Origin of the sequence: Brevibacillus formosus (assembly GCF_003013405.1) — a bacterium.
GTDB lineage: Bacteria > Bacillota > Bacilli > Brevibacillales > Brevibacillaceae > Brevibacillus > Brevibacillus formosus.
In genome coordinates, this window is the sequence record NZ_PXZL01000020.1 from 20779 (window position 1) to 35977 (window position 15199).

Below are 15199 nucleotides of genomic sequence, written 5' to 3' on the forward strand. Positions count from 1 at the left end.
CTATCGTTTTTTTGCTACAATTGCTACCCAGTCATCGATGAAAATGGTTTCCACGACCTCAAGGCCTGAAGCCGCCAACGCCGCTTTTACATCCGCTTCACGTGCAGCAATAATACCTGACGAGATAAAGGTGCCGCCTGGCTTCAACACACGGAATACATCGTCGGTGAAACGCACGATGACTTCTGCCAAAATGTTAGCCACGACTACTTCCACCTGCTCCTCGATGCCGTCAAGCAAATTGTTTTGTCTCACGTTAATATGCTCATGAACACCGTTCAGTTCGGTATTGGCCTGTGCAGAGCGTACGGCTACCTCATCCAAGTCCATCGCTAGCACATCTTTTGCTCCGAGCTTGATGGCAGCAATACTCAAAATAGCTGTGCCTGTCCCAACATCATACACCTGATCGCCTTTTGCCAGATACTTCTCAAGTGCACGCAGACAAAGAATGGTCGTCGGATGTGTACCTGTTCCAAATGCCATGCCTGGGTCCATCTCGATAATGATTTCATCTGGATGCTTCGGCTCGTACTCTTCCCATACTGGTTTGATAGTCATGCGATCAGACACATGAACCGGTTTGTAATATTTTTTCCAGGCGTGGGCCCATTCATCTTCATGGACATCGTTTACGGCAATCGATGCCTTGCCGATGTCCAAACCATACTCGATCAACTGCGCCAATTGCTCTTTCAGCTCTTCTACAACGTCTAGCAGTTCGCTGCTGTCAACCGGCAGGTATGCTTTAACGAATACGCCCTCGGCCGGAAAATCATCAGGAGAAAGCTGGTAGATTTCGCCAAAGGGGGTATCCCACTCACGATAGAGCACCTCCGGGTCTTCAATTACGACACCATTGGCACCCAATTCATACAAGAGGCTTGACACCGCCTCCGTAGCCTCCGCTGTAGTATGGATACTGATTTCTGACCATTTCACGAATCTACCACTCCCCACATAAGCTCCCAATCGGGCTTTTCATTTAATCGACTTCACTACACGAAACTTTAGGCAAAAAGCGGACAAAACCGCGACGGATTACTCGCCGCGGAATGCCCGTTTCATTTTTTCGAAAAAGCTTTCGTCTTCTCCCCCATGCTGTCCTGGTTTTTCTCCAGACAGTTCGGCGAGCTCACGCAACAATTCCTTTTGTTTATCGCTCAGCTTGGTCGGCGTAATGACGCGCACTTTCACATGCTGATCACCGCGGCCGTTCCCACGCAAATGCGGAACACCTTTTCCACGCAAGCGGAAGAATGTTTCTGTTTGGGTACCCGCCGGGATCTTTAATTTCACGCGACCATCGACAGTCGGCACTTCGATCTCATCTCCAAGTGCTGCCTGTGCGTAAGTAAGCGGAACCTCACAGTAAATATCATTTCCTTCACGCTCAAAAAACTCATGACTCTTCACACGCAAAACGACGTACAAATCTCCAGGAGGTCCACCGTTGGCACCTGGTTCTCCCTCGCCTGTTACGCGCAATTGTGCTCCATCATCCACACCTGCTGGGATGTTGAGATGAATTTTGCGGCGTACCTTGACACGTCCACTTCCACGGCAAGTTGAACATTTTTCTTTGACAACTTTCCCTTTGCCTTCGCAAGTCGAGCAAACACGGCGATTGACGATTCGGCCGAATGGCGTGTTTGCCACCACTTCTTGTTGTCCTGTACCATTACAAGTCTTACATGTATCGACACCGGAACCAGGCTTCGCGCCAGAACCAAGGCATGTATCGCATTCTGCTTCTTTTGGAATTTCCACGTCGGTTTCTTTTCCAAAAATCGCGTCGATAAAGTCAATGCTGAGGCCGAATTGCAGGTCAGATCCTTTGCGCGGTGCGTTTGGATTCGAACGTCTGCCGCCACCACCGAAGAACATATCAAAAATATCTCCGAAGCCGCCCATGCCTGATCCGTCAAAGCCTCCGCCACCGAAGCCCTGATTCGGGTCTTGGTGACCGAAACGGTCATACTGCGCACGCTTTTGTGGCTCGGACAGGATGTCGTACGCATCCTTTACTTCTTTGAACTTTTCTTCCGCATCAGCCTCTTTATTTACATCGGGATGGTACTGACGTGCCAGCTTGCGATACGCTTTTTTGATTTCATCCGCGCTCGCGTCCTTGGCAACGCCCAGAACCTCGTATAAATCACGTTTCATCTCCTACATCACTCCCATGACAGTCAACTGTTATCATAGCATGTGACAGACTTGAAAAAAAGTCAAAGTCAGCATTCCGTGACTTTGACTTTCATGGGTCACATCGTGGGAAGTGAGGGAAGAAATCTCTCCCCTCACAGTTCCAGCGTGTTACTTTTTATCGTCTACCACTTCGTAGTCAGCATCAACGACATTGTCTTTCTTCGGCTCTTGACCTTCAGCGCCGCCTTGTGCTGCTTGCGCTTGAGCAGCCTGCTCATAGAGCTTCACCGAAATTTGTTGGATGATCTCGGACAGTTCATCTTTCGCTGTCTTGATCTCTTCGATGTTGCCGCCTTCCAGAGCAGCTTTCACTTTATCTTTCGCAGCGTTAGCGCGATCGATTTCAGCTTGGTCGATCTTGCCTTCTACTTCTTTCAGTGTTTTCTCAGTCGTGAATACGAGTTGGTCAGCTTCATTGCGAACTTCTACTTGCTCTTTGCGCTGTTTGTCCGCTTCAGCATTCAACTCAGCATCTTTTACCATGCGATCGATCTCCTCGTCGGACAGACCGGAGTTGGACGTGATCGTGATACGTTGCTCTTTACCTGTACCCAGGTCTTTTGCACGTACATTTACGATACCGTTCGCATCAATATCGAAGGATACTTCGATTTGCGGGATGCCGCGTGGCGCTGGCGGGATATCGGACAGATTGAAGCGTCCGAGCGATTTGTTGTCGCCTGCCATTTGACGCTCCCCTTGGAGAACGTGAATTTCTACAGATGTTTGGTTGTCCGCAGCTGTAGAGAACACTTGGGATTTGCTGGTTGGGATCGTCGTGTTACGATCGATCAGCTTGGTGAATACGCCACCCAATGTTTCGATACCAAGGGACAGTGGCGTTACGTCGAGAAGAACGACGTCTTTCACGTCACCAGTCAGTACGCCCGCTTGAACAGCCGCTCCCAGTGCTACTACTTCATCTGGGTTTACACCTTTATGTGGTTCTTTTCCTGTAAATTTCTTGATTGCTTCTTGTACTGCTGGGATACGAGTAGAACCACCAACCAGGATAACACGATCCAGTTCGCTTGGAGTCAGACCAGCGTCTTTCAGCGCTTGACGAGTTGGGCCCATTGTACGCTCAACCAGCTCAGCAGACAACTCTTCGAACTTCGCGCGAGTCAGGTTCATCTCCAAGTGCTTTGGACCTGTTGCATCTGCTGTAATGAACGGCAGGGAAATAGTCGTAGTCAATACGCCAGAGAGGTCTTTCTTCGCTTTTTCCGCAGCGTCTTTCAAACGTTGTTGAGCCATGCGATCCTTGGACAGGTCGATGCCATGCTCTTTTTTGAATTCGCTCACCAGGTAGTTCATGATGACATCGTCAAAGTCGTCTCCGCCCAGTTTGTTGTCACCGGAAGTCGCTTTTACTTCGAAGAAGCCGTCGGACAATTCGAGAATGGATACGTCAAAGGTACCGCCGCCCAAGTCGAATACGAGAACGGTTTGATCTTCTGTTTTCTCCATACCGTATGCAAGTGCCGCTGCGGTTGGTTCGTTCACGATACGCAGTACTTCCAAGCCAGCAATTTTACCAGCATCTTTTGTTGCTTGGCGTTGGCTGTCATTGAAGTAAGCTGGAACCGTAATCACTGCCTGCGTCACAGATTGACCAAGGTAGGCTTCAGCGTCAGCTTTCAGCTTTTGCAGGATCATAGCAGAGATTTGCTCAGGTGTGTACTGGTTGCCTTCCAGCGTTTCTTTATAGGTGCTACCCATGTGGCGCTTGATGGAGATTACGGTATTGTCTGGATTGGTGATCGCTTGGCGTTTTGCCGCTTCCCCAACGATGCGCTCGCCGTTTTTGAATGCTACTACGGATGGTGTGGTGCGGTTACCTTCCGCATTGGCAATAACGACTGGCTCGCCGCCTTCCATTACTGCTACACAAGAGTTGGTTGTTCCCAAGTCAATTCCGATTACGCGACTCATACAAAATGTCCTCCTAACACTTTACGTCTAGTGAATTTACGTTTTTTGAGATTACTCGTTCACTTGAACCATCGCCGGACGAACGACGCGGTCTTTGAACATATATCCTTTTTGCAGCTCGGCTACCACAACGCCTGATTCAAACTCAGGGTTTTGCGTTTGCATAACAGCCTGGTGAATGTGAGGATCAAATGGTTTTCCTTTTGCCTCGATTGCAGCCAAGCCTTCTTTATCGAAAACTTGGACCATCTGACGATATACCATGTTTACACCCTCCAAGAGGGAATCTACTGTCATGGATTCTTTGTCAGCGGCAAGTGCTCGCTCGAAGTTATCGAGAACTGGCAGAAGCTCTTCCACGATTTTAAGAGAAGCGTACTTAGCCAGATCTTCCTGCTCTTTGCGAACACGGCGGCGGAGGTTATCCATATCAGCCATGGCGCGCAGCATGCGGTTTTGGTGATCCTCAGCCTGAGCCTTCCAGTGAGCAGCCTCTTGCTCCCAGTTCATCTCGGTTGCTTCCGCTTGGTCTGCATCCTTTGCTACCTGTTCTTCTTCGAGAGTCGGGTCTTGCGTTACTTTTTCCTCGCTCAACGTCACTACCTCCTGGCGGCTTTCCCCAGTCAAAAGACTGTTTAGCCATTCACTCCATTTATTTCTCAAACTGCGAAGTCAGCATGCGCGATAGTCCTTCCGCCAAATGGTTGAGCACAGTAATGACCTTGCCGTATTCCATCCTCGTCGGACCAAGTATCCCCACCATTCCCACCGGCTTGCCTCCAAGCGAATAAGAAGTGGTAATAATACTGCATTGCTTAATCGCGTCTAGCTGGTTTTCCTGTCCGATGCGTACCGTGAGACCATCACCCTGCATACCGATCACATTCATCAATTGATCGTGCTGCTCTAATAGCTCGAGGATATCCTTGACTTTATCCACGTCACGGAATTCCGGCTGGTTCATAATCTTGGTCGCACCGCGTAAGTATACTCGTTCTTCTTCTTGTGTCAGCGAGTTGTTGAGGAGCTTAAGAATTTCTTCATACTGCTCCGTATGACGTTGCATTTCACCGGAAATCTCTTGATAAAGACGTTGCCGAAGCTGCCATAGTGGCACGTCGGTCAGCTTTGCATTCAACAGATTGACGAGTCTCTCGATTTCCCCGGCCCCTATGCCTTCTGGAAGATCAATCAGCTTGTTCTCCACTCGTCCGGTATGTGTCACCACAATCGCAACAGCCTGTTCAGCATTGAGAGGAACGATTTGAATATGTTTTAACCGATGCTCAAAAATCTCTGGCCCCAAGACAATCGCCGTGTAGTTTGTCAACTGAGAGAGAATTTGGGCAGTGTACTCTACCACTTGTTCTGCGTGGAGAATACGTTCGGCAAACAACTGTTTTAGTTTACCCAACTCAGCTTCCTCCAAAAGATGAGGCTGAATCAGGTTATCGACGTAGAAACGGTATCCTTTTGTAGAAGGAACACGTCCGGCCGATGTGTGGGGCTGTTCTAAGTACCCCAGCTCTTCCAAGTCAGACATCTCGTTGCGTATCGTTGCCGAAGAGAATCCGATGTCGTCCCGTTTGGAAATGGTTCGGGAGCCAACAGGTTCGGCAGAATGAATATAATTATCGACAATCGCGTTTAAAATCATTTGTTGACGGTCTGATAACATGGATGTCGCTCGCCTCCTGTTGGATTGTTAGCACTCATGCTTATCGAGTGCTAAATCTATATACTAAGGTATCAATAGTAGAAGGATTTGTCAACGAACTTGAGCTAGTTCTAGAGACAAAAAATCTCATTTTTCGCGAGTTTCGCTTTGTACTTAACGAAGAAAGCGCGCAAATACCTCATTTCCGAGCGGAAGTCCCTGTTTCGTCAGCTTCAAAAACCCGTCCCGTTCTTCCAGCATTCCTTTGGATACCTCTTCTTCTATTATTGTCCCAAAAACATCATAAACAGTTGCGCCAAAACGGGAGGCAAACGCCGAAAGGTCAACTCCTTCTCTCAACCGCAGTCCCAAAATCATCTGTTCCTCCATGGCATCCTCGCGCGGCACCTCGAATTGTTCTACACGCGGCAGCCCTTCCTTGCACTTCTGCATGTAGATCGCAAGCGGGCCTGCATTCACGTGCCGATGACCGCACACATAGCCGTGGGCACCAGCACCCAACCCATAGTATTCACGATTGAGCCAATAGGTTTTATTGTGTTTGCTCTCGAAGCCCGGTTTTGCAAAATTGCTGATTTCATACTGCTTGTACCCATGCCGCTCCATCTCTTCTATTAATACCATGTACATCTCAAGCTCCGTCTCTTCAGATGGCAGTGGCAGCTGATCCTTTTGGTAAAGGGTGTGGAACAGCGTGTTCTCCTCCACCTTGAGGCTATATGCGGAGAAATGCGTGGTGCCTAGCCCAAACGCCTTGTCCAACGTCTGGCGGAAAATGTCGAGTGTCTGATCCGGCAATCCAAACATCAAGTCAATGCTAAAGTTGTCGAAGCCTACTTTTTTCGCATTATCGATACTGCGGTACACGGCTTCCTGGTCGTGGATTCGCCCCAAACGTTTTAAGAGCGCGTCGTCAAAGGACTGCACACCAAAGCTCAGACGATTGACACCCAGCTCACGCATGATCCGCAGCTTTTCCACGTCTGTCGTTCCCGGATTCGCTTCCATCGAAAACTCGATATCATCCGCCCAGTACTTGCCCAACTGCTTTTGTACCAGTTCCAAAAACGCTCGCATTTGGGCATGATCGAGAAATGTAGGTGTCCCTCCGCCGACAAAAATCGTTTTCACCTGCTCGATCGGCTGTTGGCTAAAAGTGATCTCCATTTCGCTTTTCAATGCGTCTAAGTAATCCCAAATGAGCTGCGGATTGTTCGTCACAAATGAGTTGAAATCACAGTAGTAACATTTATTCGTACAAAAGGGAATGTGAATGTAAACCGATTGTGGCATCTTGTCCCTTTCCCTCCTTATAATAACGACTTTTGGATTGCCTATTTCAATAAAAGTCAAAAAGTCGGCTTTTCAGCACCGAGAAAATGGCGAGAACCTGAAGAAGGAGGAGCGGAGTGTAGGGGACCTACATGAGCACCGGACTTCGAAGGTGAACGCCAGTTTCGACGCCGAATCAACTTTCATAAATGACTTCGTGATCAAAAGCCAACTTTTTGACTACCTTTTCAATAAAAGTCAAAAAGTCGGCTTTTCAGCACCGAGAAAATGGCAAGAACCTGAAGAAGGAGGAGCGGAGTGTAGGGGACCTACATGAGCACCGGACTTCGAAGGTGAACGCCAGTTTCGATGCCGAATCAACTTTCATTACTACTTCGTGTTCAAAAACCGACTTTTTGACCACCGCTTTTAATGGAAAAGACCTGACACAAGGTCAGGCCTACTTCTTATCATCCATGCGCAATACAGCCATAAATGCTTCTTGCGGTACCTCTACGGAACCGACAGACTTCATGCGCTTCTTTCCTTCTTTTTGCTTTTCGAGCAGCTTACGTTTACGTGAGATGTCCCCGCCGTAACATTTAGCAAGAACGTTTTTACGCAACGCACTGATCGTTTCACGAGCGACAACCTTGTGTCCGATGGTCGCTTGAATCGGCACTTCGAATTGCTGACGTGGAATCAGTTCCTTCAGTTTTTCGCAGATGACTTTTCCACGAGGATAAGCCGTGTCTTTGTGAACGATAAACGACAGAGCATCCACCACTTCGCCGTTCAGGAGAATATCCATTTTCACCAGCTTGGAAGCTTTGTACCCACCTAGCTCGTAGTCAAAGGATGCGTAGCCTTTTGTACCCGACTTCAGCATGTCAAAGAAATCGTAAACGATCTCCGACAAAGGCATGTCGTACTTCAGCTGCACACGGTTCTCACCCATGTACTGCATGTCAAGAAACTCTCCGCGTTTACCCTGGCACAACTGCATAACATCACCGACGTATTCTTTCGGCACCATAACAGTCGCCGTAACATAAGGCTCCTCGACCATTTCGATCTTTTGTGCTTCTGGCATTTTGGACGGGTTGTCGATTTCGAATACTTCGCCGTTCGTTTTGGTAATGCGGTAAATAACGCTCGGCGCGGTCGTAATCAAATTAATGTTAAATTCCCGTTCAATACGTTCTTGGATGATCTCCATGTGCAGAAGTCCCAAGAAACCGCAACGGAAACCAAAGCCAAGTGCTTGGGAAGTCTCCGGTTCAAACTGCAAGGACGCATCGTTTAGCTGGAGCTTTTCCAATGCATCGCGCAGATCGTTGTACTCGTTCGTTTCGATTGGGTACAGACCGCAGAAAACCATCGGGTTGATCTTGCGGTAACCAGGTAGCGGTTCAGGAGCAGGGCGATTCGCATCTGTAATGGTATCCCCCACACTGGTGTCTCCCACTGTTTTAATGGAAGCCGCTACGTAGCCTACATCTCCAACCGTCAATTCTTCTACTTGCGTTTGGCGTGGTGTCGATGTACCAATTTCGGTTACCTCAAACGACTTGCCTGTCGCCATCATCTTGATCTTCATACCTTTTTTCAAGGTTCCGTTGATGACACGGATCGAGGCAATAACGCCGCGATACGCATCAAAGTAAGAGTCGAAAATCAAAGCTTGGAGAGGTGCATCCGGGTCTCCCTCTGGAGCAGGTACTTTTTGCACGACGGCTTCCAATACTTCTTTAATCCCGATTCCTGCTTTGGCAGAAGTCAGAACCGCATCGCTGGCATCCAGACCGATTACGTCCTCAACCTCTTGCTTTACGCGCTCAGGCTCTGCGCTCGGCAGGTCGATCTTGTTGACGACCGGGATAATCTCCAGGTTGCTGTCCAACGCTAAATACACGTTCGCCAAAGTCTGGGCTTCGATCCCTTGTGCCGCATCCACGACGAGAATAGCCCCTTCACAGGCAGCCAAGCTGCGGGATACTTCATACGTAAAGTCGACGTGTCCAGGGGTGTCAATCAGGTGGAGAATGTATTCCTCACCGTCATCTGCTTTATAGTTCAAACGCACGGCATTGAGCTTAATCGTAATCCCGCGCTCTTTTTCCAGCTCCATCGTGTCAAGAAACTGGGCTTCCATCTCACGTGCAGTCAAAGCACCGGTCAGCTCCAAAATGCGGTCTGCCAGCGTTGACTTTCCATGGTCAATGTGGGCGATGATGGAAAAATTTCGTATCCTTTTTTGTCTTTCACGACGATCCATGTGTTGTTCGTTCCCTCCCACGCGAATCCATTCAAACGTTCAGATTGCGCCTCGCAAAAAATACACTAACGGTAATTATAACAAACCGATGATATAAAGAGCAACCAAAGAGAATCAGGCATTTGCCTCCTTTTTCTCGTATCCAAACTTTTCCTGTGCTAAAGTGGTAACTACATGGAGGTGCGAACCGCTTGGCTGCTACATGTACAAAAGTGGCGGAAGCATGACACACTCTCTTCGGCGATGCTGCCGTAAGCACAAAGAAAGAAAAGAAACGGAGAATGATCAAAGTGAACAGCGTTGACCCTTGCTTGCATTCCTTGACGATATCGGATATTCCCGGACTCATTGCCTTATCTGATTCCGTAGGCTGGGATTACGACGAAGCGGAAATTCGCACAATTCTGTCTATCGGGAGCGTATTCGGTCACAAAGATACGAGTGGTACCCTACTTTCAAGTGCGGCTATTATCCCCTACGAAGACAAGCTTGCCAGCATTGGTATGGTGATTGTCCATCCCTCGTCACAAGGAAAAGGATATGGTCGCGAGCTCATGAAGGCGTGCATGGCGTCTGTTTCTACGGATACAACGATCATGCTCATTGCGACTCCAGAAGGAGAGCCATTGTACAAAAACCTCGGGTTCGATACAGTCGATCGTATTCGGAAGTTTATAGCTGAACGCTTTGTGCCTAAAGCACCTCTGCCTAACGAAGCCAATGTCGAATTTGAAATGGTGCCAATGGAGTTAGACGATTTCTCAAGCGTGGTTGAATTGGACAAAGCAGCACTAGGCAGCAGCCGATCTCATTTTCTCGAGACACGCATGAGACAAGCTAGCACCTGTCTGGTAGCCAAAAATCGCTCCGGTAAGATCATCGGATATGGCTTCGCCGTTCAAGGCCCAGTTAATCTTATCGCAGGGCCGATCGTCGCAGAAAATGCCGTCATGGCTGAACACCTCCTATGCAAGCTGACACAACATCATACCGGACGTGTACGGATAGACGTACCAGATGAGCAAGCAGCGTTTCACGCTTATTTGGAGCAAAACGGCTTCACACAGGTTTCCCATCCGCCAGTGATGGTTGCAAATGCTACTAGCCTGCCACGCCGTGATGGAACGTATTGGGCGATAGGCGCTCAAATATACGGATAGGCATGAAAAGCGAAAAACGGACCTTCTTTTCGGAAAAGGTCCGTTTTGGCATTCTTACTTTGTTTTTGATCGACTGTGAACTTGCTCCAACACTTTAGGTGGAAACAGTTTTTGCAGGCTTCTCTGATAGTTACTGCCGTCCTCGGGCATTTGGAAGTCAGTTACCCGATACGTATTTCCATTGTAGACGATTTGAAAGACCATCGGTGCACTGAGCGCGGAAGAATTACTACCTGATATTTTCACCCAAGCGTAAACCGTTCGTTTCGCCGCATCTGGCGCTTCCACTCCGAGGAGCTCGACATTCATCTCGCGTTGTTTTCCCAGCCACCCCAGCTTATCGCTTTCCTTCTCCAAATACTGCTGAATGATCGGGCCGACCAGTTGACGGTTTGCGGGTGCTATCCCTTTTTTCACCTCGACAAAAACTTGTCCGAGATGTTTGCCTCCTGATCTTACTTCCAGCTTCCATTTCCCCGGTTCAGGCAACACGATCCCGGATGGAAAATGACCATCTGCATCGTATAACGGGTCCATTACCTCATAGCTGCCCAATGACAGACGGGCCCCATCTGTGTTGTAAGCAGTGATCTCTACTTCTTGTGCGTAGTCCCCATTCAACAGCCATATCACCCGCTGCGTCTGTCCTTCGTAGAAGCCGTCCTGATCTGTCATGATGCGGACAGGTTTTTCTCCCAAATAAGAAAAGGATTGATTATCGTAAGTGGAAGACAAAGAAGGCGACAGCTTCCACAAATCCGCTTCGACGATTTGTCCCCCTGGCAACAGGGAAGGTACTTGTGTCTCTTGTTGTTGTGAAGGTCTCACCTCATGCTGTGCAGATTGTCTCTCTTCCTGAATGAAGAGCCCATACCACAATAGCAAGCCCATCGTCAGCACAACGCCCGGCAAGGCTAGCTTCCTTGAGCCAGTCACCCACCTAGTCCCGGGCCTCACCTTCTGGCGCACTCGTTTTTCCATCGTTGCAGTAAACTGTACATCACGAAAAATGGTCTGATCAGCCCGTTCCTTTAAGTCCGTGAGCCATCGGTTTTCGTCCATTCCCAGCCCCTCCCCTCTCCCATACTCTGCCGTAGCTGCTGTCTGGCCCTATGCAACCGGGTTCTGACTGTTCCTTCCGCTACTCCTAGCACCTCAGCCACCTCTCCGATGGATAAATCCGCATAGTAATGAAGGGCAATCACTTGGCGATAGAGTGGAGGGAGCTGCAACACTTCTGCTACGAGCTGATCCCTCTCGGCTTGATCGAGCACAAGACTTTCTGTAGAAAGCTCCCCATCCTGCCTAATCCACGAGCGGGGAAGGATATGACGAAACGACCAAGAACGCAAATAACCTTTGCACTCATTAACCGCGATTCGATACAACCACGTCTGCACACTGCTCTCCTGCCGAAAGCGGGGAAGATGCCGATACACCTTAACGAATACATCTTGGGTTATATCCTCTGCTAGGCTGCGATCTTTGACCAGAAAAGTGACGAGTCGAAGCACGCGGGTCCCATATTCCCTCATGATTTGTTCAAACGCAGCAGCAGTCGTTGGCTGCAATTTTTCCAAGGGCGCGACCTCCTTCACTCGCATTCACTGATTAGATGCAGCAGCAGACGTTTTGTTACAAAGTGGAGGAAGAAATTTTTTTCGCCAAAATCGTCCATCGAGTAGCTCCACCCGGTGTTCCGACAGGTTCTGCGAATGGATATCCACCATGCTGCCAACGATCCATATCATAGCCCTCGTCCGCTTGACTCGGCTCGAAGTCTTGCTTGTGGAAGACATTCTCTTTGCTATAGGTGACGTAAAAGCCTGATCCTTCCAGTAACAGCTCAAGCTCTGTAGGCAAAATCAGCGCCATCTCGCGCTCTACGCGATACCTCGGCTGCTCGATTTGATCAAGAAAAGTCTCATAAGTAAGCGTGTAGCGGAACTTTTGATCCAAGAGTGAGGTTTCCCCCTCCACCTTTTGATACACCATGCGGTCCGGGAAAACGAACTTGCGCTGCATCGTTGACCATTGATTTTTTACTGGCGGCAAGAGTAAGTCAATTGCCAAGGTTCCGTCCTCCGTTATGTAATCGTGGATGATCGAAAGCAATTGACGTTGCTTGTCTCTACAGGTGGCCTGTTGAAAAATCCCTTCTGGAAGAAGCACATGCGTGAATTGCCGATCTAGCTCAAGCTCCCACATATTTTGTTCTACCAGCTCCAGCAGTTCTTCTTTCCCTTTTAACATGCGCCGCTTCTTTTTGGCGGCCATTTCCAGCATATCCGGGCTCCAATCGATCCCGCAGACGGACAAGCCATTCCGTGCCAGCTCAATGGCAATTCTCCCTGTTCCAACACCCAGCTCCAGCACTGAGACTGATGATTGCTCCGCTTCTTGCAGCAACCAGTTTCGATAAAAAGCGATGCTGGCCTTCCCGGCAAACTGATCGTAATACGTAGCTTCTGCGTTCGTGTACTTGGTTTCAGGAAGCGGCAAATGCCGTCCTTCCTCATTCATCTCACAATCGGTACACACAGAGCCTGCCAAATGGGGAAAAGGCACTCCGGGCGGAACGCCATTTTTCGTATCACCTAGCCACTCGTCGTAACGGAACTTGCATATTCTGCAACTATAAACAGTCATAATGATTTAGATACCTCCTGTAGATTACTTAGTTCCCTCCAGAATGCAAGAGAGGGTGCTTCGGCTTAACAAAAAAGGACGCCGCCTAGGCATCCTCCCTATGAAATTCAAAGAAACTTAACTCGGCCCCTATCAATTGGCCCCGCTCATTACCTTCTGGATAGATGGCTTCACACGGATTGCTTCCGAGTAGAAATACACATGCTTTTTTCCTGTAATGGGATGGGTGGTCACTTCTGTCTCTACTCCGAAAACATCCCGGATCAGATTGGGTGTCAAGACTTCCTCAGGAGTCCCCGATGTAACGATTTCTCCCTCAGAAATCACGTATAGCCGATCACAGTACATCGCAGCGATATTGAGATCATGCAACGAGGACAAGACCGTAATCCCAAGATTTTTGACTAGATCCATCACCTGCAACTGGTACCGAACATCCAAATGATTCGTCGGCTCATCAAGGACAAGAAACTGGGCTTGCTGCACCAAAGCTCTGGCAATCAGCACCCGCTGCTTCTCCCCGCCCGATAAAGTGAAAAAGCTGCGATCTGCGTACGTATGCATCCCTACCCGCTGTAATGCTTCTTCACAAATCCGAACGTCTTCTGCGTTATCGGACTGAAACAGTCGCTTATGCGGAGCACGTCCCATATTCACGATTTCGGTCACCGAAAAATCGAATTCAACAGAGGTCTCCTGTCGTACTGCCGCCATTCGCTGAGCGTTTTGGCGCGAGGTTAGCTTGTATACGTCGTCGCCATCGAGTGTGATCCATCCCGAACGCGGCTTCAATACACGATAAATGCTTTTAAGCAGCGTGGATTTTCCGCTGCCATTCGGCCCGATCAGCCCCACAAACTCTCCAGAGCGCACCTCCAGACTGACATTGCGCAGGATTCCCTTTTTCTCCAGTTCGACCGATATATTCTCAACCTGCAAATTCATCGTCCGCTACCTCCAAAGGAATAAGAACTCCGCAACATCAGCCAGATAAAGAATGGACCTCCACACAGCGCTGTCAAAATACCAATCGGCAGCTCTTCCGGTGCAAATGCAAGCCTGGCGACTACATCAACCCAGATGAGAAATATCGCGCCAAACAAAGCGCTGACAGGCAGGACACGCCTGTGATCTGATCCGACCATCACACGGACGATATGGGGCATCATTAATCCGACAAAACCGATTGATCCCGCGATGGACACGATCACCCCCGTGAGCAGTGCCGTGATCACCAGCAGAAGCTTGCGGAATTGCACCGTATTAACTCCCAATGTTCCGGCTGACTCCTCGCCCATCAGCATTGCATTGAGAGAGCGGTATTGGGCCATTAAGACGATGAGACAGATGACGACAATCAATGTAGGGATCGTCAAGTACTCCCATTTCCCGCCAGCCAGACTGCCACTTAACCAAAACAGAACCGTCCCAATTCCATGCTCATTCGGCGCTGAAAAAACAAGGAGACTGGTAATGGCCGACAAGATTGCCGATATCGCAATTCCAGCCATGAGCAGGCGTACCGTCGAGTTTTGTCCACCGATACGGGATAGCGTAAAAATGAGAATGATGGACACGAGGGAGCCTGTAAAAGCGCCAAAGGACAGCGCATACTGCCCGTACATGCTGAATGCTCCGAATATAATCACCAAGGTAGCTCCAACCGAAGCACCTGAAGATACGCCTAACACATACGGGTCAGCCAGGGAGTTGCGAACCAACGACTGAATCGCTACTCCCACGACAGACAGACCTGCGCCGACGATCGCCCCCAAGAGTACACGCGGAAAGCGAATATCCCAAATAATCGTTTGCTCCCCTTTGGACCAATCCACCTCAATCCATTGGGTGAACATCGGAATTTTCGATAAGGCGATTTTCCAAACCGTTGTCGGCTTAATCTCCACCGATCCCAACGTCACAGCGAACGTAATCGAGAGGAAGAGTCCGACCAGTAGAGTAATGATGATATAAGGTAATTTGATCTGTTGCAGTGCTATTCCCTCCCTTAAAAAG

The 15199-nt window shown here is 49.1% G+C and carries 13 protein-coding genes; 1 reads left to right on the forward strand and 12 read right to left on the reverse strand.

All coding sequences use genetic code 11. The annotated features are described in order from the left end of the window. From prmA to lepA, 7 genes are all read right to left on the reverse strand, one after another. Positions 1-942: a 50S ribosomal protein L11 methyltransferase gene (gene prmA, locus C7R91_RS18045; protein WP_047072560.1), complete on the reverse strand. Its 942-nt coding sequence runs from the start codon at positions 940-942 to the stop codon at positions 1-3. 99 nt (positions 943-1041) lie between these two features. Continuing rightward, on the reverse strand, positions 1042-2169 hold the full coding sequence (dnaJ, locus tag C7R91_RS18050) for a molecular chaperone DnaJ (RefSeq protein ID WP_047072561.1): 1128 nt from the start codon (positions 2167-2169) through the stop codon (positions 1042-1044). A 150-nt stretch (positions 2170-2319) separates the two neighbouring features. Further along, on the reverse strand, positions 2320-4146 hold the full coding sequence (dnaK, locus tag C7R91_RS18055; protein WP_047072564.1) for a molecular chaperone DnaK: 1827 nt from the start codon (positions 4144-4146) through the stop codon (positions 2320-2322). Between the two features lie 51 nt (positions 4147-4197). Continuing rightward, positions 4198-4740: a nucleotide exchange factor GrpE gene (grpE, locus tag C7R91_RS18060; protein WP_047072566.1), complete on the reverse strand. Its 543-nt coding sequence runs from the start codon at positions 4738-4740 to the stop codon at positions 4198-4200. Between the two features lie 58 nt (positions 4741-4798). Next, a complete protein-coding gene (gene hrcA, locus C7R91_RS18065) occupies positions 4799-5824 on the reverse strand; it encodes a heat-inducible transcriptional repressor HrcA (protein WP_047072567.1) in 1026 nt (341 codons plus the stop codon). Positions 5825-5977: 153 nt separating this feature from the next. Further along, entirely contained in the window at positions 5978-7117 is a 1140-nt protein-coding gene (hemW, locus tag C7R91_RS18070; RefSeq protein ID WP_047072568.1) for a radical SAM family heme chaperone HemW, read from the reverse strand. Between the two features lie 439 nt (positions 7118-7556). Next, the gene (gene lepA, locus C7R91_RS18080; RefSeq protein ID WP_047072572.1) at positions 7557-9374 is read right to left on the reverse strand and encodes a translation elongation factor 4; all 1818 of its coding nucleotides are present in this window, start codon (positions 9372-9374) and stop codon (positions 7557-7559) included. Positions 9375-9655: 281 nt separating this feature from the next. Between lepA and C7R91_RS18085 the strand changes: the two genes are divergently transcribed. Next, complete coding sequence (locus tag C7R91_RS18085; RefSeq protein ID WP_047072574.1) at positions 9656-10534, forward strand: GNAT family N-acetyltransferase; 879 nt, start codon at positions 9656-9658, stop codon at positions 10532-10534. A gap of 54 nt (positions 10535-10588) precedes the next feature. On the opposite strand, the gene C7R91_RS18090 is transcribed toward C7R91_RS18085, so the two are convergent. The 5 genes from C7R91_RS18090 to C7R91_RS18110 form a co-directional block, all read right to left on the reverse strand. Continuing rightward, positions 10589-11596, reverse strand: a complete 1008-nt coding sequence (locus C7R91_RS18090) for a hypothetical protein (protein WP_047072576.1) — start codon at positions 11594-11596, stop codon at positions 10589-10591. Further along, the gene (locus tag C7R91_RS18095; protein ID WP_047072579.1) at positions 11566-12114 is read right to left on the reverse strand and encodes a sigma-70 family RNA polymerase sigma factor; all 549 of its coding nucleotides are present in this window, start codon (positions 12112-12114) and stop codon (positions 11566-11568) included. The genes C7R91_RS18090 and C7R91_RS18095 overlap by 31 nt, the downstream gene beginning before the upstream one ends. 55 nt (positions 12115-12169) lie before the next feature. Beyond that, positions 12170-13183, reverse strand: coding sequence for a methyltransferase domain-containing protein (locus C7R91_RS18100; RefSeq protein ID WP_047072581.1), 1014 nt, complete (start codon positions 13181-13183; stop codon positions 12170-12172). Positions 13184-13315: 132 nt separating this feature from the next. Beyond that, positions 13316-14128 carry a heme ABC transporter ATP-binding protein gene (locus C7R91_RS18105; protein WP_047072583.1) on the reverse strand — a complete coding sequence of 271 codons (813 nt, stop codon included), beginning with the start codon at positions 14126-14128 and terminating at the stop codon, positions 13316-13318. Then, entirely contained in the window at positions 14125-15183 is a 1059-nt protein-coding gene (locus tag C7R91_RS18110) for a FecCD family ABC transporter permease (RefSeq protein ID WP_233220560.1), read from the reverse strand. The genes C7R91_RS18105 and C7R91_RS18110 overlap by 4 nt, the downstream gene beginning before the upstream one ends. Positions 15184-15199: the final 16 nt, after the last annotated feature.

Bases quoted from the DNA above. Each gene is read 5' to 3' on its own strand.
- dnaJ (WP_047072561.1), bottom strand. From the start codon at position 2,169: ATGAAACGTGATTTATACGAGGTTCTGGGCGTTGCCAAGGACGCGAGC.
- dnaK (WP_047072564.1), bottom strand. From the start codon at position 4,146: ATGAGTCGCGTAATCGGAATTGACTTGGGAACAACCAACTCTTGTGTA.
- hrcA (WP_047072567.1), bottom strand. From the start codon at position 5,824: ATGTTATCAGACCGTCAACAAATGATTTTAAACGCGATTGTCGATAAT.
- hemW (WP_047072568.1), bottom strand. From the start codon at position 7,117: ATGCCACAATCGGTTTACATTCACATTCCCTTTTGTACGAATAAATGT.
- lepA (WP_047072572.1), bottom strand. From the start codon at position 9,374: ATGGATCGTCGTGAAAGACAAAAAAGGATACGAAATTTTTCCATCATC.
- C7R91_RS18085 (WP_047072574.1), top strand. From the start codon at position 9,656: ATGATCAAAGTGAACAGCGTTGACCCTTGCTTGCATTCCTTGACGATA.
- C7R91_RS18090 (WP_047072576.1), bottom strand. From the start codon at position 11,596: ATGGACGAAAACCGATGGCTCACGGACTTAAAGGAACGGGCTGATCAG.
- C7R91_RS18100 (WP_047072581.1), bottom strand. From the start codon at position 13,183: ATGACTGTTTATAGTTGCAGAATATGCAAGTTCCGTTACGACGAGTGG.
- C7R91_RS18105 (WP_047072583.1), bottom strand. From the start codon at position 14,128: ATGAATTTGCAGGTTGAGAATATATCGGTCGAACTGGAGAAAAAGGGA.